This is a genomic window from Alistipes sp. An66 (assembly GCF_002161445.1).
Taxonomy (GTDB): Bacteria; Bacteroidota; Bacteroidia; order Bacteroidales; family Rikenellaceae; genus Alistipes; species Alistipes cottocaccae.
The window spans coordinates 1-19,358 of the sequence record NZ_NFHT01000014.1; the positions used below are offsets into that span (position 1 = coordinate 1).

General features: G+C 53.9%; 19 protein-coding genes. 12 read left to right on the plus strand and 7 right to left on the minus strand.

From position 1 onward, the window contains the following. Positions 1–993: relaxase/mobilization nuclease domain-containing protein (locus B5G16_RS09535; RefSeq protein WP_087263514.1), on the plus strand; the 993-nt coding region annotated here is incomplete at its 5' end. 553 nt (positions 994–1,546) lie between these two features. On the opposite strand, the gene B5G16_RS09540 is transcribed toward B5G16_RS09535, so the two are convergent. From B5G16_RS09540 to B5G16_RS12885, 4 genes are all read right to left on the minus strand, one after another. Next, positions 1,547–2,614 (minus strand): hypothetical protein, encoded by a 1,068-nt coding sequence (locus tag B5G16_RS09540; protein ID WP_087263515.1) that lies wholly within the window; start codon positions 2,612–2,614, stop codon positions 1,547–1,549. After that, positions 2,607–3,461 (minus strand): RAD55 family ATPase, encoded by an 855-nt coding sequence (locus tag B5G16_RS09545; RefSeq protein ID WP_087263516.1) that lies wholly within the window; start codon positions 3,459–3,461, stop codon positions 2,607–2,609. The genes B5G16_RS09540 and B5G16_RS09545 overlap by 8 nt, the downstream gene beginning before the upstream one ends. A gap of 115 nt (positions 3,462–3,576) precedes the next feature. Beyond that, positions 3,577–4,017: a phospholipase D family protein gene (locus B5G16_RS09550; protein WP_239406069.1), complete on the minus strand. Its 441-nt coding sequence runs from the start codon at positions 4,015–4,017 to the stop codon at positions 3,577–3,579. A gap of 157 nt (positions 4,018–4,174) precedes the next feature. After that, complete coding sequence (locus tag B5G16_RS12885; protein ID WP_239406070.1) at positions 4,175–4,447, minus strand: AAA family ATPase; 273 nt, start codon at positions 4,445–4,447, stop codon at positions 4,175–4,177. A gap of 12 nt (positions 4,448–4,459) precedes the next feature. Between B5G16_RS12885 and B5G16_RS12890 the strand changes: the two genes are divergently transcribed. Next, positions 4,460–4,621: a hypothetical protein gene (locus tag B5G16_RS12890; protein ID WP_239406071.1), complete on the plus strand. Its 162-nt coding sequence runs from the start codon at positions 4,460–4,462 to the stop codon at positions 4,619–4,621. 128 nt (positions 4,622–4,749) lie between these two features. On the opposite strand, the gene B5G16_RS09565 is transcribed toward B5G16_RS12890, so the two are convergent. Both B5G16_RS09565 and B5G16_RS09570 read right to left on the minus strand, forming a co-directional pair. After that, positions 4,750–5,976, minus strand: a complete 1,227-nt coding sequence (locus tag B5G16_RS09565) for a WG repeat-containing protein (protein ID WP_087263519.1) — start codon at positions 5,974–5,976, stop codon at positions 4,750–4,752. Position 5,977: 1 nt separating this feature from the next. Further along, a complete protein-coding gene (locus B5G16_RS09570) occupies positions 5,978–6,943 on the minus strand; it encodes a helix-turn-helix transcriptional regulator (protein ID WP_239406072.1) in 966 nt (321 codons plus the stop codon). A 592-nt stretch (positions 6,944–7,535) separates the two neighbouring features. On the opposite strand from B5G16_RS09570, the gene B5G16_RS09575 reads away from it, so the two are divergent. From B5G16_RS09575 to B5G16_RS09600, 6 genes are all read left to right on the plus strand, one after another. Further along, positions 7,536–7,799: a hypothetical protein gene (locus B5G16_RS09575; protein ID WP_087263521.1), complete on the plus strand. Its 264-nt coding sequence runs from the start codon at positions 7,536–7,538 to the stop codon at positions 7,797–7,799. After that, entirely contained in the window at positions 7,796–8,782 is a 987-nt protein-coding gene (locus tag B5G16_RS09580; protein WP_087263522.1) for a hypothetical protein, read from the plus strand. Before B5G16_RS09575 ends, B5G16_RS09580 begins: the two co-directional genes overlap by 4 nt. Before the next feature lie 16 nt (positions 8,783–8,798). Continuing rightward, on the plus strand, positions 8,799–9,782 hold the full coding sequence (locus tag B5G16_RS09585; protein ID WP_087263523.1) for a DUF4169 family protein: 984 nt from the start codon (positions 8,799–8,801) through the stop codon (positions 9,780–9,782). Between the two features lie 77 nt (positions 9,783–9,859). Continuing rightward, the gene (locus B5G16_RS09590) at positions 9,860–10,144 is read left to right on the plus strand and encodes a hypothetical protein (protein ID WP_087263524.1); all 285 of its coding nucleotides are present in this window, start codon (positions 9,860–9,862) and stop codon (positions 10,142–10,144) included. A gap of 343 nt (positions 10,145–10,487) precedes the next feature. Further along, complete coding sequence (locus B5G16_RS09595; RefSeq protein ID WP_143260862.1) at positions 10,488–11,171, plus strand: hypothetical protein; 684 nt, start codon at positions 10,488–10,490, stop codon at positions 11,169–11,171. Positions 11,172–11,315: 144 nt separating this feature from the next. After that, positions 11,316–13,007 carry an ATP-binding protein gene (locus B5G16_RS09600; RefSeq protein WP_162612051.1) on the plus strand — a complete coding sequence of 564 codons (1,692 nt, stop codon included), beginning with the start codon at positions 11,316–11,318 and terminating at the stop codon, positions 13,005–13,007. 355 nt (positions 13,008–13,362) lie between these two features. Here the strand turns inward: B5G16_RS09600 and B5G16_RS09605 are convergent, their stop codons facing one another. Next, the gene (locus B5G16_RS09605) at positions 13,363–14,268 is read right to left on the minus strand and encodes a helix-turn-helix domain-containing protein (protein WP_087263527.1); all 906 of its coding nucleotides are present in this window, start codon (positions 14,266–14,268) and stop codon (positions 13,363–13,365) included. Between the two features lie 275 nt (positions 14,269–14,543). Between B5G16_RS09605 and B5G16_RS09610 the strand changes: the two genes are divergently transcribed. The 4 genes from B5G16_RS09610 (at position 14,544) to B5G16_RS09625 (ending at position 19,141) form a co-directional block, all read left to right on the plus strand. Further along, positions 14,544–15,068 (plus strand): flavodoxin, encoded by a 525-nt coding sequence (locus B5G16_RS09610; protein WP_239406074.1) that lies wholly within the window; start codon positions 14,544–14,546, stop codon positions 15,066–15,068. 4 nt (positions 15,069–15,072) lie between these two features. After that, a complete protein-coding gene (locus B5G16_RS09615; RefSeq protein WP_087263529.1) occupies positions 15,073–15,888 on the plus strand; it encodes an SDR family oxidoreductase in 816 nt (271 codons plus the stop codon). 88 nt (positions 15,889–15,976) lie between these two features. Further along, positions 15,977–16,726, plus strand: a complete 750-nt coding sequence (locus tag B5G16_RS09620; protein ID WP_162612052.1) for a helix-turn-helix transcriptional regulator — start codon at positions 15,977–15,979, stop codon at positions 16,724–16,726. 75 nt (positions 16,727–16,801) lie between these two features. After that, positions 16,802–19,141: a TonB-dependent receptor gene (locus tag B5G16_RS09625; RefSeq protein ID WP_087263531.1), complete on the plus strand. Its 2,340-nt coding sequence runs from the start codon at positions 16,802–16,804 to the stop codon at positions 19,139–19,141. Positions 19,142–19,358 lie beyond the last annotated feature (217 nt).

Below are 19,358 nucleotides of genomic sequence, written 5' to 3' on the forward strand. Positions count from 1 at the left end.
CAATACCTTGTCGTGCGCCACACCGATACGAAACATCCCCACCTGCATATTCTCTACAACCGGGTACGCTACGACACGACGCTGGTCTCGGACCGAAACGAACGCCTGCGCAACATGCGCATCTGCAGGGAACTCAAACAGGAATATGGGCTGACCTTCTCGCGCGGCAAGGAGCAGGTCTCCACGGAACGACTGCATGGCCCGGAGCAACTGCGCCACCGCATTTACGACCACCTGCGGGAGCTGCTGCCCGACAGCACCTCCTGGACGGCATTAGCCGAAGAGCTGGCCAAACGACAAGTCGCCACGATCTTTGTTCATCGGGGCGGAGATACGGCGAAGGAGATCCAGGGTGTGACCTTCACCCTGGAGGGGCATACGTTCAAGGCCTCGCAGGTGGATCGGAAGTTCAGTTACGGCCGCCTGACGCAACGTATCGAACAGAATCACTTCCGACAGATGATGATCGAGCGGGTCCGCAACTACGCGGACGAACAACGTCCGCAGGTCACGTCCATTCTGCAAAAGCTGGAAGAGGAAAAACAACGACAACAGCAGTTAGAATCTCCGCGTTGGAATCTGTCGATTGCAGGCAAGCCCTTGACCAAAGAGCAGATCGAGATGCTCCGTGAGGGAGAGCCGATCTTCGTGCGGGGGCAGCAAATGGAAGGTTATGTGGTGATGGACGACCGGCTGCAGATGGCGTGGGTCTATCGGGACGATCCGCGGGACTGGGTGGAGTATGGGAAATACACGATGCGACGCATGGATCGGGATCGAATCGAAGCGGGGTATGTCGTGCGGGCACTGGTGAAATGGTGGGGAGGCACAACGGCACGTCCCTACCTGTGGAAGGAGAACGCATCAGATACGACCTATCGGGAGAGTTGGGACGATCCCCGCGAACCGCGCCCTTCCCAAACCGAACGACAGCAGGATCGACCGCGCCGCTTTATCACCCCGAAGAAGAAGTCGCGAGGACCGAGTCGGTAACAGAGAGAGTGATCTGTTACAACTCTTTGCCGAAAGCTTTTCCCTTTCCACCCGTCCGCAAAGATCCGACTTGCCGGTATCGGCTGCAAGGCTGTACGAAGCGTCCCACGGGGACGACCTTGCATCCGTTACCGCCAAGTCCAGAGCTGGTCGCTATCGGGTGGAAAGGGATGGATTGAAAAAAAATGGTTTATCTCACAAAAACATCACCTTGTGTCGGCGGATGCAGGCCAAACGGTCGTTCCCTCGTTGGTTGACGGGTAGGATCACGTCGTAGCGAAACGGCTGTGTCCATCCACCCAACCGGTTGAGCAATCCGTAGCGGCCTCGTTGGCCGATGATATTGAATTGAGCTAAGTGGTTGGTTGTCAGATTGTATTGTGAGGGGCTTCGAAATTCACCAGGTCGTATCGCCCGAGGTCTGAAATCCCGTCTTGCTGTTCTTGGAATAGTATCTGATGCCCATATCCAGGCTTTTCGGCAAAGTAAAAGCCCTGCTGTGCCAAATGGCTGCACGGCAGGGCATACTCAATCAAAAACGAGGGTATCTCAATTATTGAAAGATGTTTACATATTGCCGGATGTCCCGAGGACAATTGAGTAGCTGCAGGCTCTCCATCATCAGCCCGCTGCGACGATTGTCATCTGCCTTCCAGTCAGTGGTATGGGTTGCATAGGCTGTCAATCGATTGAACAGTTCCCTCATTTTCAGATCACTATGTGCCATGGTAAGTGCAAAATGCTTCAGGTCGTATCCAGCTGCGGCATACGAAGACAGCAACCGATGACAGGGAGCTATTTCATCGGCCACGGATTCGTCCACGCCGTAGCGTTTCAGCAGACGATTTGCCGTCTGCACCTCACCCACCGATGCGTCGGTTTGCATGGCAAGCAATGCATTCGTCTTCATCTTGTTGAGATTTCGCTGCGTGAATCCCTTGTTTTCAGGTAATGACAGCATGTTGTGCATCGAAGAGGCATCGAGCTGGTTCGTCCGTGCAATTTTATTATCTACTCGAGCCATCTGGCCGTTTGTGCAGACCATGCGCATGTAGTAGTTCCCGGCTTCCACCTCGCCCAAATTCCAGCGGAACCATATGCCGTTGGAAATGAGTTCGTCTCCGGGTGCAAATTCATCGTAAATGACATGATGGGGTTGTAAACTTACTGTGACGCCGCCAATTCCGACCTCCGAGGTATAGAATTGTTCGGGCGCATAGTCGTTTTCATTCATGAACATCTCCAGAAAATCAAAAAACGAGGTAACTGGAATGGCCTCCTTCTTGATGGGGGTTGCTCCGACAACCGTCCGCGTACCGGGGTCGGCAAGCAACGCTATTTTCCCAGCTTTTTCAATGCTGTTCGACAGAGCCAGATAGTTGCGCAGGTCGCGGATGCCTTCGCTGCCGAACGTCTCTGAAACGGCCTTTGTCTGATGTTGGGACAAACCGAGAAATGAATCCAGCAGTCTGCACACTTCCGGTTCAAAGGTCAGTTCCAAACCATTGACCTTGTAGGTATGTTCGCCCGTTGAAATGAGCTCCTGCGGCGTCACGGTACGGAAGGGCAACTGCGCCGCGACGAACGAGTCCCGTCGTCTCAAATAAGTCTGGTTATCCATTGTGTTGTCTATTAAGGGTGTTGAACAATTGGTCGAAGCGGTCGGCAAAGTTGTGAAGTTCATTCCGGACATTGTGTTGCAGACGCTTGATGGCCTGTTCCTGTTCGTAGCGCTCTTCGTCGAAAAATACATCTCCCGTCGTACTCAGGTTGTAGTAGAGTTTTACCCCGACATCTCCGCGACGATGCTTCGAGAATGTGACGTACCGGTCGGAGTAGATGTTCTTGGGATTGTCCAAACGCAGCTCCATCATTGCTGTAATCATGTGTTTCAGCCGGTTCGAACCGATGAAGGCGCCCGATTTCGTCACCTGCTGGATGGTTAGAAACGTCGTGTTGACATCGCGTTGGTTCTGTGCCTTGTTCTGCTGCTTGATGAGCGACAGCAGCATGCTCTCGGCCCGCTTGTTCGTGACGTTCTCCTCCTCCTTGACAATGCCCTGCAGTTCGTAGAACGAATCGATGGCAACAATGTCCCAACCCTCGTTGAGCGTATCGGAAACGAGTTGCCAGGTATGGGCATCTTCATCGAATCCGCACTCTACGAAGAGAATTTCCAGATCGCTGAACTTCGGGAAACGCTCGACATAGACCGCCAGGTCAATCTCGTTCATTTCGGCACTGATGAAGAGAATCCGTGCCGCGGGTTGCGCGGCATGAATATTGGCAAGCATGTCGAGAATGATGGTGGTCTTGCCGACGCCGGGGTCTCCGATAATCATGTAATTCACCCCTTTGGGCAGCCCCTGGTAGCTGCACAACAGGTTGTCGAGCACGGTACGGGTGCGGAAATTGACGAAGAGACTCTTGTCAAACCGCACGTCGCGCATTTTTACGATCCGATTCATTGCCTTTGCCGTTTTGTCGTTGAGACAAAGGTAGAGGGCAGTACGGCCGAAACACAGCTTATGTTCCCGAACGATTGGGGAAAATGCAGTCCATGACGAAGCGGGACAGGTGAGTTTATCGGATGCGGTTCGGGCAATAATTCCTGCGGAGGCAGGATGGGCAATGGGCTCCCGTCCAGACCGAGTCGAAATGGTCGGCTGCAGCATCTACCAACCCCGGCTCATCGGCCAGAATACCCGCTTCGAAGTTGCGTTTGCCATCGCTTTTCATGCCGATGTCGGCACCTGTCAGGTTGGCCGAACCGATGTCGGCAACCTCACAGTCGAAAATCAGAATCTTGAAATGAATTCTCGGGCACAGCCTGCGTTTCAAGCTTCCCCACAAGGCCGGATATCGGTCGAAATCCGCCTGGAAGTTGGGCCCCGGTTCCTTGGCATGCATCGCACCTCCACACCCCCGCCGTGCTAGAATGTCCAACACCGCAAGGAAGGGTTCGCTCCCCGTTCCGAGCTTTACGTACAAATCCTTGATGTCGGCCGTGCCGATCCACAGCATATGTTTTATATGAGCCACACGGCTCAGCACCTCTTATAATTGGCTGTATCTGCAATATAGCGAGTCATTCAATTATTATTGATTCATCATGCGAATAAATTTCATAAAAAGTAGAACATATCACATTACACGTCATAGGGAAGAATACCTTTTGAATCTATTCTTTTTTATTTAAGCGTTCGCACAAAAAATCATAGTAGAATCGCACCGATTCCAACTCTTCAAATTTGCACACACTGACCGAATGCGTATCAAGATTATAAATTTTTGCTCCTTTGATCCCCAATAAAAAGGGTGAGTGCGTCGCCATGATAATCTGCGAATTGTTATAACGGGCCATGTAGAGGATGAGTTGTGACAATTGGTATTGTATCTCCGGCGATAAACTGTTTTCCGGTTCATCCAGTATGTAAACGCCTTCGTTCTCCATCAACTGCGAAATATGGAGAAAACTGTTCTCTCCATTGGAGAGCCCGAGTTCCTCCTTGCCCAATTTATCCTTGATATCGTAATAAGGGAAGACATAAACGCTATGAGGGAAGTGAGAAAAGCAAGTATACCTGCAAATACTGCGGGCAATCATTTAGCAGTATCTCTTCCATGACAGCCAGTAACTGCGCGCGACATCCGGATGGCGTTTATAAAGGCCGACATGCTCCGGCCTTATAGCCTCGTTGTTATTCAAGAAGAATCCGGCTTATTTAGCTGGATTCTTCTTTGATGTCATTATGACTAAAACAGGGTACGTTCGTTTTTGGGGTTTATGAAGGACCATTCGCCGCCTTTGCAGACGGCTATGCGGTCGGGATCGTCGCCCAAAAGAATGTCGTCGTATTCGGACGGTACGAGTTGTTCTCCGTTCAGGGAGAATATACCGCAACGCAGGGCCTCTTCTCGATGTCTGTTTTGTGCAAGGACAATGCATCCATGGCCTTGTGTTTCGGAATCGGGAAGCCAGTGCGGGTACACAAATCGGGCTGGAAAGACCTCTTGCACCTCCTTGTCCGGACCAATTCTTACCATTCCATAGTTCAAATCCGAACCGTTTCTATCGGTCCCGAATATCCATAGATTCTCATTTTCTTTTATCGGAATCCAGGTATAGACGCCAGCGTCTGCCGATATAATCGTGTGCCCGTCAGAATCGGCCAATCCGCAAAAAAACGTCTCTGCATCACCCACGCTGAAATACTTCCCATTCAATCTGTTTATTACGAACCAAATCGGCGGCAACAACTCCGTTCCGAAGGCATCGAGCATGCCGCACGCCCGATCATCCAGTCCACGCAACTTTTCCCGGCATGGAATATAATAGCAGATACGGTCGCCGTACAAATTGACACCCAACACATTCCCCGGTAGTGCAATTGCCGGCCGATTGGCCGTTCGTTCCCCATAAGCGTCCACATAAAACCATTCACCGGTCTGCCGGGCAAGGACCTTCCCGGCATCACAGGCTATCCGATCAAATGCAAGGATGCACGGAACCGCCGTCTCGCCTTCTGACGTCCGGATTCCGAATTTCCCGGTTCGGGGATCCTGAACCAGAAAGCGCTCCCCGATACGGAATATCGCACCATATATCTCGGGGACAACCTGTCGTCCGTCGTTATCCGCGATTCCGATGAGGCCTTGCCGGAACGTAAGAAAAAGTCCGTCATGGCCGGGAATCGGTTCGGGACGGCGATTGCTGCCGATGTGTATCCACGCTCCGGTTTGTGTGTCGAACAGGCGATAGCTGCTGTCCGAATCCGTCGGATGAAACTTGACATACCGCAAGTCGGTTCCCTGCCGGTCGGACCAATGGTAGTCGGCATATCGGAATCGCGCTTCGACAACAATCTCCCCGTTGCGGTCGATCAATCCATATCGACGGTCCTGTTCCGGTCCGACACCGAAGACGGCAAAGCCGTTGCGAATACCCCGGAGATGGGTAATATGGGACGGATTCAGAGGCATCTTACAATGTGCCGTTGTGCGCTTCCAGCAGATTGATTCCGACCTGCTTCATCTGGTCTCGGAGCCATGCGGGCTCCAACACTTCAAACCACTCGTCGGTATTGGCTGCCTGGGAGAGCAGTTCCTGCTGGAAATCGAGCGTCGGACGCAGGTAGAACTCGAAGAGGGAAGAATCGTCCGTAATTTCGGTCTCCTGCTGCGAAGCGTGCAGGGGCAGCGTGCGGATGTATTGCCGCTGAATGCCCGATACCCGGACCCGAATCCGCTCCGGTTTGCAAATTCCATCAACCACCACCCCGAACGAGTCGGCAAAATAGGCCTGCGGATCGAAATCTTCGGGCAGGACAAACCGGTGTTCCGACGTGCGGAGTTCCCGGATGCGGTCCAGCGCGTAGATGCGCAGCCGGTCATCACTCGTGCTGCATGCCACGACATACCACCGCTGGCGGAACACCTTGACGCAGTAGGGCGCCACTTCAAACGTTCGGGGCGTATCGTTCCAAAAACTCTGGTAGGTCATTTCCAGTGTCCGGTTGTCGCGCATCGTCTCGATGATCTGCGTCAGGAAACGCTGCCCCGAGGGAATCTCTTCGAAAAGAATACGTCGCTTGAGGTGGTGGCTCTCGTTGATGAGGTGATTCACGGCAAAGGTGTTCAGCAGCCACGTCCGCACGCCGCCCCGCTCCATGTCCTCGGCATGTTCGATGTAATAGAGGTAGCCGCCTTTGCGGTCGCACTCGATGTTGATGTCGAACATCTGTTGGATAGCGTTCTTGTGGTTGTGAAAGGTCTTCAGGGGAAGCTCCTCGCCGGTCTCGTTGAGCGACGAGCGCTGCCAGCGTTCGTTGATCTCCTCGAACGAGATCCGCCCGGCGCGGTAGATCGTATCGACCAGCCAGACATAGCGGTTGAAGAGCATGGCGGCGTTACTTTTCGACGAACTGCGTGTTTTTCTATTCCGTGTCATATGGGACCTCGTTTAGGGTAAGAATTTGATTTCGTGTACAAAGATAATAAATACATGTGCTAAATTATGGCTTATGTTCTTAATTTCCTCTATGCCCATATAATAAATTTCAACAAGACTTTTCGATTCGAGAAGAGTTTCCAATACTTTGTGCCGGAAAGGGCAAAGTGCGATATTGCGGAATGCATGTTAAAAACATGTGTCGTGATTTTTCCCATGTGAAGACTATTTTTGGCCCTGACTGGAAAAATAAATCAGCATCATGGAAACGATACCATAAAATCACGAAGCCTTGCGCAGGGAACGGAATTTTTGCTATATTTGTCCTATGACATAAACAAGAAGGACATATAGCTTTTTCGACGGCTTGCACTTTATCTCTTAAACCGACCAAGTAAAAAGACGAAGTACCACAAAGCCCAAGTCGGAACTCGCGTACTGCGCGGGCTTCGCTTTTTGTGGTATGGGTACCTTGGTCGGACCTTAGAGATAAAAAGCCGGAGTTCGCGCCTCTTTTTTTGTCTGTCCAAAACCCGACGTCAAGCGTTGCCTTTGAACGATAAATGATGTTTAACCTTTAAATTTCAGAGCTATGATTTACAATCAAACAAGAACAAGTTGCGGCACGGTGATGCCGTTGCTGATGGGATGCACCAAACCGCAGCCTATCGAAGTCCTCCAACAGGAAGAGCCCATTATCTACGATCCCATTATGCAGATTATACCGATTGAGATGCGTATCGTAGGGACGTATTCGCTGAAATCTTTTTCCACAAAATACAGAAATACTTCGGGCGGTACAGGTAGTAAAACGGATCGAAAGAATGAGATTGACGATCAGAAGAGTGTAAAATGATTCTGATTATCACCAACAAGGAGGACGCACACCCCACACCGGTAATCGAACGATTGTCGGCGCGGGGTGTGCCGGTCTTCCGGTTGAATACGGAGGCGCTGCTCACCGATTACGATTTTGGTTGGCAGGTCGATGCAGCCGGGGAGATCTCTTTCTGGATTCGCTGTCGGCTGAACGGACTGGAAACGACCGGACGGGAGATAACGGCCCTTTGGGACCGTCGTCCGGAAAAGCCCGAAGAGCTTCCCTATCCAAGTACTCCGGAGATTGACCGGCACAATCGCGAGGAGGCGCTCGGTTTTCTGGTATTTTTACGTTATTGGCTCAAGGATATCCCCTCCATCGGCAGCGTGGTCAACGACCGTCCGGCAGCATCCAAGATGCTGCAATATGCAACTGCCCGCGAAGTCGGATTCAAAATTCCAAGAACGTGTTTCTCCAACTCCAGGGAACAGTTCCTGAAACTATCGCAGGAGTGTGCCGACTTGATTTTGAAGCCGATTGATGTTTGCGATGTTTGGGACGAGAAACACGGCGTGGACTATGTTTTCTATGCCCAGAAGACCCCGGCTGCCTCTCTGCGGGAAGTCCCGAACGAAGCCTTCTCGCAAACGGTGAGTTTCGTCCAGGAATACATCGAAAAGGCGTTTGAATTACGGGTTACGGTGGTTGGAAAACAGGTTTTTGCCTGCAAAATAGATTCGCAGGCACAGCAGGAGGAGACCGGACGCATCGACTGGCGGCAGGGGTATGAACACGGGCTGAAACAGAACGCATTTGCCTTGCCGGACACCGTCTCATCGCAATGCGTGGCGTTCCTGTATCGGATGGGCCTTAACTTCGGTTGCTTTGACTTTATCGTTACCCCCTCGGGCGAGTACGTCTTTCTTGAATGCAATCCCAACGGGCAATGGCTTTGGGTAGAATTATCAACCGGATTGAAAATCGCAGATGCGATAGCTGATTTTTTATCAAACGAATAAATGAAAAAGTTATAATATGGATTGGGTTATTGTTATCCTTTATTACATCATCTGGATTCCGATAAAATATGCAGGATTAGGTATTTGGTGGCTTGTGAGCTATCCTGCTCGCAAGCGTAGGGAGAAACTATTGGCAGAACAAGAAGCAGAATTAAAAGCACAGAAAAAAGCTCGGACGGAACAACTGAAAACTCAACGCAAGGCTCGAATAGAAAAGGCCAGGACGCAATTAGAAAATTATTTGAATCAACTGAACACATTCGATCAGTTATCACATGCACAACAAATAAAACTTTCCGAAAAATGTAACTTCAACTTCAATCGACTTGAAGATGCAACGAAAAAAATTTTTGCTGTATTTCAGAACTGGATCGTCTCCGACCCGGAGAACAAACTAAAAATGGAGAGCATCAGGAAATGGTGTAATCGCGATCATGCGATGAATCTTTTGGTTACGAACTATTGCGATAAGTTGGCAAAAAGTAAAGAAAAAGCCTCTGCCAATACGGAACTCGATATGCAATTCTGTCGTACAACATTACAGATGGGATTCACCACTCGTCATGCTATTTCTGCACATGAATCGATTCTCAAAAACTATTACTTACGCGCAGGAATTACATCGATCGATTGTAGCGATCTGATTGTCAATCGTCCATGCTTTTTCAAAAGTCCGATTAAGGGGGTTACCCAAAGACAATATAACGGAGAATTGTATTACGATATGGATAATGCAATAGAACTCACCTTTTATCTTTTTGCAGACCAATTCGAAACACTGGGCAACAGTCACGTTAGGTATCTTTTGTCGGACATTGTGAACATACAAATAGATAAAAAAATAGAAACATTGGAAGACCAAGTATCGGAAGATCATTTTATGTTATTGATAACATTACGTAATCGTTTGAATATTAATTTCTGGTGCGATGCTTACACGGCTGTTTTTTTGCTGACGCTGTTGCCGCTTATGGCGAAAGGGTGTATAGAATTTAAGTAAAACCTCATCCATGATACATGATGTGGTTGATTTTAGTCTTATCCTAAATATGGATTGTCATAACTCAAAAGAAAGTCATGGTTAGATTTTTAACTTTTATTTTATTGACAGTGAGCATCGTGGTTCTTGTCGCTTTCGATGTGCTCATGTGGGGCCTGACCTGGAAAGCCGGGCTTGCCGGTCTGCTTCCCCTGGCAGGATTTCTGATTGCTTACAAGTACAGCGTTGAGATGTGCATTGCCCCGCGTGATTTCTGGGCAAACCCCGATTGGGAGATTGCCAAGAAAAAACTGGGATATGCATGGTCGACGGCCGGTACCCTCCTTTTTATCCTCTTAGTCGCCTCCGCGGCTGTGTCGTAGCCCGAGTGTGATTCCGTTTTTTACTGGCGGCATCCTGATTTTGACGCCTTGATTGTGCATGACCGATGTGCGGGCGACTGCCCCCGCATGTTGCGCTACGATTCGGCTCATCCTCCTCTTTATTTTGTGGAAAACTTCATGGTAACGATGAAAGAATCCGCCACCCGAACCGCTGTCTATGGGGATGTTTGCGATGCAGGCTCATTGAGACGCCAAACTTCTGGAGGATGTTTCGCTTCTGATAATGATTTTATTTGAATCGGGATCAGCAATGGGAAAAAGCGTTCATCTTTGAGGTTTACTTGTTTTTAATTAAATTTGTTATTATCTAAATCTTTTTGTCATGAACATCAAAGAATCGTTGAAAACGGCTGTTTACCCGTTGTATGAGAAATTGGCGAAAATCGAACAGGAGAAAAGCTACACGACATTTTGCGTGCAGTGGGGTGAAAAATACCAACCCGGAGGCTTGCTGTTCGTCGGACGCGCCACCTATGGATGGGCCGTGGACGACCGGGATACCAAACGGTTGTTCACGGATGGTTGCGAATCGCAGGTATTTGCCCGTCCCGACCAGATGAAGTGGGTGGAGAGTTATTGGAAAAAATCCGCATTCTGGCGGGTTATCCGGAACGTTACGCAGGGGGTGATTGGCCCGCAGCCGGACTGGTATGAACATATTGCATGGGACAATCTTTACAAACTGTCTCCGGATGGTTCGAATCCTTCCAATGCGCTGTGCAAGAAACAGGAAAACCTCTGTTTTGAGATATTCAAGCAGGAATTGTCTGTCCTGCGGCCAAAGGTTGTCATACTGCTCACCGGGAAGAACTGGAATTATGATTTCCTGTGCAGTGTGAACAATGATACGGCGCCTGCTGTTCTTGAGGAGAAAAACTGGGCCGGATACAAGGCTGTTGTTTACAAAATCGGAGATACCGTATTCCTCGGGACAGAACATCCGCAAGGGAAATCGGAAGCGGAACATGTCGCTGCCTTGACGGAACTGGCGAAGAAATACATGTAGCCTCTGATTTCGGAATAGAATTGGATTGCGATATGCCCCCTCTTTTTGCGAAAGAGGGGGCTTTTGTTTAAATGAATATTAGGTTGAGTCATATTTTGGCGCAACATGTCTCGAACTTTGTTGCTGAAATCAAATTCGGATGCCATGAAACGGAGATTGGATGCGAAAGAAACAGTTTGTGATACGGAGGTTAAACAGGTTCAGGACGGAAAGAAATCGAAGCAAACCTTGATCGGAGCCATCGAGCAGATTGTCAACCTGGCAGTTGAACTGAAACTCGGGGATACCTTCCATGAAAAGGCCCGCCCTGCCTTGGCGTATGTTGCCGAGAGCATGTCGCTCAACGAGGAACAGGCGCTGGTTTTCGCCCTCTTTATTGAAAAAAGCACAGACGACCATATCCAAATCAGCGACTTCGCCGAGTTGGTGGGATGCCGTACAGTGCGTATTATTTCGATGATGGCCGAAGCCGATATGTTGGTCGAAAAACGTTTCATCCGACGCATCAAGGATGGAGATTCTATCTGTTATTCCGTGCCAAAGGAGTTGGTGAACGCCATCAAGGAGAACCGGGTATATACTCCAGCTCCGATTGATCATTTGACAACTGAACAGCTTTTCGACCGGATGGCCGAGGTTTTTAAGGGAACCGATAAGGATCGGCTGTTGCAGGAACTTGACCTGTTGGTTGCCGCCAACCCGCAGCTTGCCTTCTGCCGGACGATTCAATCCTACGGTTTAAGGGATTACAACGAAGAAAGGTTGCTTTTGTACGTTTTCTGTAATCGCTTCATCAATCTGGACAATGATATGGTTGGCGAACACGACTGGGATGAGTTTTTTTCTCGAAGCGACATGCGTTTTATATCCTATCATTTGAAAGGCCACAGTCTTGTACTTCAGACGATGAACGTCCTCGAAAACTGTAACTCCGATGGCATAAACGATCCGGAATATTATCATCTGACGAACAAAGCTAAGGAAGAGTTGTTCGCCGATCTACATTGGACAGATCAGCAGACCAAAAAGAAAAGCCACCTGCTTGACTGCACGACTTTCGCCGCCAAGGAGCTCTTCTATAACCCGGCGGTGCAGCGGCAGATTGACCGATTGGGAGAACTCCTCGACCCCGAACATTTCGCCGATATCCAGCAGCGGCTGGAGGCGGGCGGTATGCGCAAGGGGTTTGCCTGCCTCTTCTACGGTGCGCCGGGGACGGGCAAGACCGAGACGGTCTACCAGTTGGCGCGTCGCACGGGGCGCGATCTGATGGTTGTCGATGTTTCACAGATCAAGAGTTGTTGGGTCGGCGAGAGTGAGAAGAACATCAAGGCGGCATTCGACCGTTACCGCTCTTATGTGCGCCAATCAGAGCGAGTCCCGATCTTGCTCTTTAACGAGGCGGATTCCGTGCTGGGTATCCGCCAGGAGGGGGCACAGCGGGCCGTCGAGAAGATGGAAAACTCAATCCAGAATATTATTCTGCAGGAGATGGAGCAGTTGGACGGCATCATGATTGCCACCACGAACCTTACACAGAATCTGGACAAGGCTTTTGAGCGGCGTTTTCTCTATAAGATCGAGTTCGAGAAACCCTCGACGGAGGCGAAGAGTCGGATCTGGCGGTCGATGATTCCGACACTCAACGAGCGGATGGCTGAGACACTGGCCGAACGGTACGATTTCAGCGGTGGACAAATTGAAAATATCGCCCGCAAACGGACGGTTGATATGATCCTGCAGGGCGCGGAGCCTTCATTCGAGCAACTCGACGAATACTGTCGTTCGGAAATACTCGGGCAGCCGGAGCGGTCGCGGCGCAAAATCGGATTTTGAGTTTGTATTTGGCCTGAAGATTTCTTATCTTTGTCGAAAGCATTGGGATGCAAACGAGTGCATGATGACCGCATCGCAGGAGTGACCTTTGAGGGAAATGCCTCACGTAATGCGCTGATTGTGAATGAGGAATATGCTTGGGTCGGAAATCCGTTTTCCGCTCCAAGAGGACAGGGAGAGCCGAAAGGTTCTCCCTGTCCTCTTGTATTTTGTCGCAGGGCGGGATTCGTCACCCGCGACCTCAAAACACCCCTTTCAGGGACCGGTATCGAATCAATAGACGGGAATCTGTTTCACCCTTTTATGCTGCGGCAAGTTGAACCTTGTCGCAGTATTTTTTTGAGATGCAGACCGATTATGTCTCGGACTGACTCCGGTACTCGTTCGGCGTCATGCCCGTGGCTCGCTTGAAGACCCGCGTGAAGTGCTGCGGATACTGGAATCCCAGCCCGTAGGCGACTTCGCTGATGCTGTGTGACGGCATCAGAAGCCGCTCCCGGGCCAGACTGATGATCTTATGCTGGATGTATTCCCAGGCTGTTTTGCCGGTTTCGCGCTTGATGAGGTCGCTGAAGTAGTTGGGCGACAGGCACAGTTCTCCGGCACAGTATTTCACCGTCGGCAGCCCCTTGTGCAGGGCGTTGTCCGCCGTGAAGTAGGCGTTGAGCAGCCTCTCGAAACGGGTCAGAATATCGCGGTTGGCCTGCTGCCGGGTGATGAACTGCCGCTCGTAGAAGCGCAGGCAATAGTCCAGCAGCAGTTCGATCTGGGTGACCAGCAGCCGCCGGCTCATACGGTCGACATCGTGGGCGAGCTCCTCGCGGATAGCCTCCAGGCAGTTGATGAAGGTCGTGCGCTCGCGCTCGGAGAGGTGCAACGCTTCGTTAACCTCGTAGGAGAAGAAGGTGTACTCGCCGATATGGCGCCCAAGGTGGGTGCCACGGATCAGGTCAGGGTGGAAGCAGAGCGCATAGCCTTGGGGTTGGAACTCCTCGCCCGTGTCCTCGATGCCGATGACCTGTCCGGGGGCGAGGCAGACGACCGAACCCTTCTGATAATCGTAGCGCTGGCGGCCGTAGATCAGGTCGCAATTCTTCTCATCCTTGAGAAATACCACGTAGAAACTGAACGTATGCCGCATGTGGCGCATGGGACGGGCCTTCGCAAGGTCGATCACGCTCACCAGCGGATGCAGCGTCTCCACGCCGAGCAGGTCGTTGTATTCGGTGATGGTCTCGATATTCAACAGCGTCTTCTCCATAGGGGCGGATTTGCGGGTTTCGTCTCACAAAGTTAGCAAATCCGGCCGAGTTTTCACCCTCGCTACGACGGGATCGGTGGATATGTGAAGTCTTCCCGTGTTTTGTATAACCCCGGGATGCCGCGCGCGGCGTAATTTTGCCGTTGAAACCCAACCAACAGCTACTCATTGCCATGAAACAGACGAAAAAACGAACTTTGATCGCGGCTTTGCTGCTGGCCGTATCGCTGCCGGCATTCACACACGCACAAAACACACTGGTAAAAGAGAGAAACATGAATACGAAAAAGATTTTGGTGGCCTTTTTCTCGCGCACCGGGGAGAATTACGCCGTGGGCCACATCGAGCAGGGGAATACGCATATCGTGGCGGAGCTGATCGCCTCCGCGACCGGTGGAACCCTCTTCCGCATCGAGCCGGCAATACCCTATCCCGACGATTATCGGGCCTGCACGGAGATCGCCCAGCGGGAAAAGCGGTCAAAGGCCCGTCCGGCACTCGTCGGAGAGATCGCCGCGGAGGAGTACGACGTCATTTTCCTCGGGTATCCCAACTGGTGGGGCGATCTGCCGATGCCCGTCTATACGTTCCTCGAACGGCACGACTGGCAGGGCAAGGTCGTCATTCCCTTCTGTACGCACGAGGGAAGCGGCCTTTCCGATACGGAGAACCGGCTGCGGACGGCCTGTCGGGGCGCTTCGGTGCTGAACGGGCTGGCCGTGCGGGGAGCCGTGGCGCAGAACGAGCGGGAGACGGCCCGGAGGCAGGTGCTGGAGTGGTTGAAACGGTTGAAATATTGAGGATATGAAAAACGTCATGATCCTGACCGGTGCCGGACAGATCGGCATGGCAATCGCTCGCCGCATGGGCGCCGGCATGAAGATTGTCATCGGCGACAAGAGCCCGCAGCACGCCGCATCGATTGCCGAAACGATGAATCGGGCCGGATTCGATGCCGTCCCGGTCGAGATGGATCTCTCCTCGCGGGATTCGATCCTCGCGTTGATCGACACGGCCCGGAGCTGCGGCGAGATCTCGATGTTGGTCAATGCGGCTGGGGTCTCCCCGAGTCAGGCCTCCGTGGAAACGATCCTCCGGGTCGACCTCTACGGCACGGCGGTGCTGTTGGAGGAGGTCGGACGGGTCATCTGCCGCGGAGGGGTCGGCGTGACCGTTTCCAGCCAGTCGGGACACCGCCTGCCGGCTCTCGGCGAAGAGACCGACCGGCTGCTGGCCACGACACCGGCCGAAGAGCTGCTTGCGTTGGAGATTTTGCAACCCCGCAACATCCGCGACACGCTGCACGCCTACCAGCTGGCCAAGCGCTGCAACGTCAAGCGCGTGATGGCCGAGGCGGTCAGATGGGGCCGGCGAGGCGCCCGCATCAACTCCATCTCGCCGGGCATCATCGTCACGCCGCTGGCGCTGGACGAGTTCAACGGCCCGCGCGGCGACTTCTACAAGGAGATGTTCGCCCGCTGTCCGGCCGGACGCCCCGGAACGGCCGACGAGGTGGCCAATGTCGCGGAGTTGTTGATGGGGCCCCGGGGATCGTTCGTCACCGGGAGCGACTTTCTGGTCGATGGCGGCGCCACAGCCTCCTGTTTCTACGGCGCGTAGTTCCGAGACGGGTGTTTCTCCGATCGAACCGGATGTCCGGTTTCGTGAAATTCGCTATCTTTGTGCGAGAAAACTACATCTGCTCCCGATGGAAATCCTGCAAAAACAATATGCCGAACTGTTGGCCGGTCAGCAGTTCCGTGAGGAGGATTTTGATCCGGCCGTGCTCGCACGTCACATCGCCGCACTCTCCTCATCGGTCCTTCTGGCCGGGTGCGCCGTTTCGATCTTCGACCTGCACCGGTGCGAACACGCCTATGAGTCGGAGTTCCACCGGGCGCTTTTCAGCGATCCGCAGCAGGAGTATGCCGGCGTACGGATCCACCCGGAAGATCTCGTGCAGGTGGCCAGGAACGGCGTGGCAGGCATGCGCCACGTCTTTCTGCGCAGGAATCCGAATATGGATGTCCGGCGTTTCAAACTGATCCGCGAATATCGCGCCCTGGTTCACGGCGTGTACAAACGGGTGACGGAGGAGTTCCAGATTCTGGAAACCGACCGCGCGGGAAACGTGTGGCTGGTGTTGAGCATCGTCAACCTCTCGGCGAACCAGCAGCCGCCCTACAAGGTCGCCTCGCAGCTGATCGATACCCGCACGGGGGATTCCTTTTCGCCGCTCGACGACTTCTTCGACCGCGAGGAGATCCTCACGCCGCGCGAGCGGGAGGTGCTGCATCGCATCGCGCAGGGCCGCCCGAGCAAGGAGATCGCCGACGAACTGCACATCAGCATCCATACGGTCAACACCCACCGGCAGCGGATCCTCGCGAAACTCGGCGTCGACAACTCGCTCGAAGCGGTCAAGTACGCCTGGATCCTCGGGATTCTCGATGCCTGATTACTGATAAATCAGTATTGCCGCAGGCGGATGCGGAGGTTAATTTTGCGGTAACAATCCGCAAACGAATCCGCCATGAAGAGACTGCTCCTCCTGTTCCCCGTATTTCTGTCGATCTGCGCGACCCTGTCCGCCCAAACCGTCTCGCAGACCATCCGGGGCACCGTCACGGATCGGGACAGCGGCCACCCCGTCGCGTATGCCACGGTCGTGGTCGCAGACATGCAGCCGCCGGTCGGTGCGACGACCGATTCGCTGGGACGATTTGTGTTGCGGAGGGTACCCGTGGGACGGCACGACGTCGCGGTGAGTTGTCTGGGCTATGAGCCGACACGGCTGCGCGAGATCCTCGTCGGTTCGTCGAAGGAGGTGGTGCTCGACATTCGCCTGTCGGAGGCGTTGGTTGCCGTCGAGGAGGTCGTTATACGGCCCGCGATCGACAAGACCGAGCCGCTGAATTCGATGGCCCTTGCCGGCGGCCGCATGTTGAGCGTCGAGGAGGCGGCGCGCTATGCCGGAGGTATGGACGACCCGGCGCGTCTGGTCTCGGCCTTTGCCGGAGTCGCCTCGACGGTCGGCAACAACGGCATCGTGGTGCGGGGCAATGCCCCGAAATTCCTGCAATGGCGCATGGAGGGGGTGGAGATCCCCAATCCGAACCACTTCGCCGAGGTGACGAGCTTCGGCGGCGGCGGGCTCACGACGTTGAGCAGCCAGGTCCTCGGCAATTCGGACTTCTATACGGGCGCCTTCCCCGCCGAATACGGCAACGCCCTCTCGGGTGTCTTCGACATGTACCTGCGCAACGGCAACAACGCGCGCCATGAACATACCTTCCAGTTAGGGATCCTCGGCATCGACGCCGCCTCCGAGGGGCCCTTTTCGAAAAACTACGACGGATCGTACCTCTTCAACTACCGCTATTCGACCCTCTCGCTGCTCACGCCGCTGCTTCCCGCGGATGCCGAGGGGACGAACTACCAGGACCTCTCGTTCAAACTTTCCTTCCCGAGCCGCCGGGCCGGGACCTTCTCGCTGTGGGGTGTCGGCCTGATGGACCGCTCGGGGACCGTCGCCGGGACCGATCCTGCGAAATGGGCCTACGATCAGGATATGGAGAATCAGGACGTGCGCCAGTACATGGGCGCCGTGGGGCTCAACCACACGGTGCGGGTGGGCCGCGCCTCGCAATGGAAGGCCGGTCTTGCCGCGACGGTCAGCGGCCTGGACATGCACACCGAGCGGATGAACGACGAGGCGGTTCCCCTGCCGCAGAACGTCATCCGCAATACGGACTGGAATCTCGTCTTCGCAACGGCACTCCAAACCCGCTTCGGCGGGCGGCATACGAACCGGACGGGCATCCGGTTGACGGGGTTGCGCTACGACCAGTTCATGCAGGATGCCCCGGCGCGCGACGGCGCGTTGCAGACGCTGACCGACGAGGCGGGCATGAGCGTCCTGCTTTCCGCCTGGACACAATCGGTTTTCCGGATCTCGCCGCGCTGGGAGGCAGGCGTGGGGCTCCATGCACAGTGGTTCACGCTCAACGGCCGTTGGACGCTGGAACCGCGCGTGAGCGTGAAATGGCAGGCGGCTCCGGACCATTCGCTTGCTCTTGCCTGCGGATTGCACAGCCGGTTGGAGATGCTGAACTACTATTTTACGGAACGCGACGGCGTGCCGCTCAACCGGGATCTCGACTTTACGAAGGCTTGCCATCTGTCGCTTGCCTGGGATTGGCGGGTCGATCGGGATTGCCGCCTGCGGGTGGAGCCCTATGTGCAGTATCTCTACTCGGTGCCGACCGTCCCGGGGACTACCCTTTCGTTCGTCAACTTGCAGGGCGGTGACGACTGGTTCCTCGCCGAACGGCTGACCAACGATGGCCGGGGCCTGAACTGCGGCGTGGACATCACCTTCGAGCGCTTCCTCGCGCGGGGCTTCTACTACATGGCGACGGCCTCGCTGTTCGACGCCCGCTACCGGATGGCCGACGGCTCGTGGTTCGACACGCGCTACAACCGCCATTACGTGCTGAACGTGCTGGCCGGAAAGGAGTGGATGCTGGGACGCGGCCGGAGAAACATGCTGGGCATCAGCGGCCGCATAACCTTCCAGGGCGGCGACCGCTATTCGCCGATCGACGAGGACGCTTCGGCGGCGCTCCGCGAGGCGGTCTACGACGGGAGCCGCCCCTTCACGGAACAGCTGAATCCCGTGCTGCTGGCCCATCTGACCGTCAGCTACCGGATCAACCGCCGGCGCGTGGCGCATGAATTCGCGCTGAAAGTTTTGAACCTGACGGGGTACAGGGACTATTACGGCCATCGCTACAACTACCTCTCCGGGCAGGTGGAGCCCGAGCGTGAGGCGAACATCGTCCCCAACATCAGCTATCGGATCGAGTTTTAGCGTGCGGATGGAGGGCTGTCGGGTCATCCATCACGACCCCTCCCCTTCCTCCGCATGCCGGAACGCACGGAGTTCCCGATAGTCGGCGGAGCCCGCCGGCAGCGGTCGGGCCCGACCGCCGGAGATGGCGGCAACGGCAAACGGCCGGATCCGCACCCGTAAAAAATGCCGGCGGAATGTCCCGGATAAAATCCCGCCGGCTCGATGGTGACGCGAA

What these genes read in the sequence shown, in the direction of transcription:
- B5G16_RS09620 (WP_162612052.1), top strand. Translation starts at nt 15,977, where the DNA reads ATGGAAATCCTGCAAAAACAATATGCCGAACTGTTGGCCGGTCAGCAG.
- B5G16_RS09625 (WP_087263531.1), top strand. Translation starts at nt 16,802, where the DNA reads ATGAAGAGACTGCTCCTCCTGTTCCCCGTATTTCTGTCGATCTGCGCG.
- B5G16_RS09540 (WP_087263515.1), bottom strand. Translation starts at nt 2,614, where the DNA reads ATGGATAACCAGACTTATTTGAGACGACGGGACTCGTTCGTCGCGGCG.
- B5G16_RS09550 (WP_239406069.1), bottom strand. Translation starts at nt 4,017, where the DNA reads ATGCTGTGGATCGGCACGGCCGACATCAAGGATTTGTACGTAAAGCTC.
- B5G16_RS09590 (WP_087263524.1), top strand. Translation starts at nt 9,860, where the DNA reads ATGGTTAGATTTTTAACTTTTATTTTATTGACAGTGAGCATCGTGGTT.
- B5G16_RS09580 (WP_087263522.1), top strand. Translation starts at nt 7,796, where the DNA reads ATGATTCTGATTATCACCAACAAGGAGGACGCACACCCCACACCGGTA.
- B5G16_RS12885 (WP_239406070.1), bottom strand. Translation starts at nt 4,447, where the DNA reads ATGGAGAACGAAGGCGTTTACATACTGGATGAACCGGAAAACAGTTTA.
- B5G16_RS09615 (WP_087263529.1), top strand. Translation starts at nt 15,073, where the DNA reads ATGAAAAACGTCATGATCCTGACCGGTGCCGGACAGATCGGCATGGCA.
- B5G16_RS09595 (WP_143260862.1), top strand. Translation starts at nt 10,488, where the DNA reads ATGAACATCAAAGAATCGTTGAAAACGGCTGTTTACCCGTTGTATGAG.
- B5G16_RS09545 (WP_087263516.1), bottom strand. Translation starts at nt 3,461, where the DNA reads ATGAATCGGATCGTAAAAATGCGCGACGTGCGGTTTGACAAGAGTCTC.
- B5G16_RS09585 (WP_087263523.1), top strand. Translation starts at nt 8,799, where the DNA reads ATGGATTGGGTTATTGTTATCCTTTATTACATCATCTGGATTCCGATA.
- B5G16_RS09610 (WP_239406074.1), top strand. Translation starts at nt 14,544, where the DNA reads ATGAATACGAAAAAGATTTTGGTGGCCTTTTTCTCGCGCACCGGGGAG.
- B5G16_RS09570 (WP_239406072.1), bottom strand. Translation starts at nt 6,943, where the DNA reads ATGACACGGAATAGAAAAACACGCAGTTCGTCGAAAAGTAACGCCGCC.
- B5G16_RS09600 (WP_162612051.1), top strand. Translation starts at nt 11,316, where the DNA reads ATGAAACGGAGATTGGATGCGAAAGAAACAGTTTGTGATACGGAGGTT.
- B5G16_RS09575 (WP_087263521.1), top strand. Translation starts at nt 7,536, where the DNA reads ATGATTTACAATCAAACAAGAACAAGTTGCGGCACGGTGATGCCGTTG.
- B5G16_RS09605 (WP_087263527.1), bottom strand. Translation starts at nt 14,268, where the DNA reads ATGGAGAAGACGCTGTTGAATATCGAGACCATCACCGAATACAACGAC.
- B5G16_RS09565 (WP_087263519.1), bottom strand. Translation starts at nt 5,976, where the DNA reads ATGCCTCTGAATCCGTCCCATATTACCCATCTCCGGGGTATTCGCAAC.
- B5G16_RS12890 (WP_239406071.1), top strand. Translation starts at nt 4,460, where the DNA reads ATGGAGAAAACTGTTCTCTCCATTGGAGAGCCCGAGTTCCTCCTTGCC.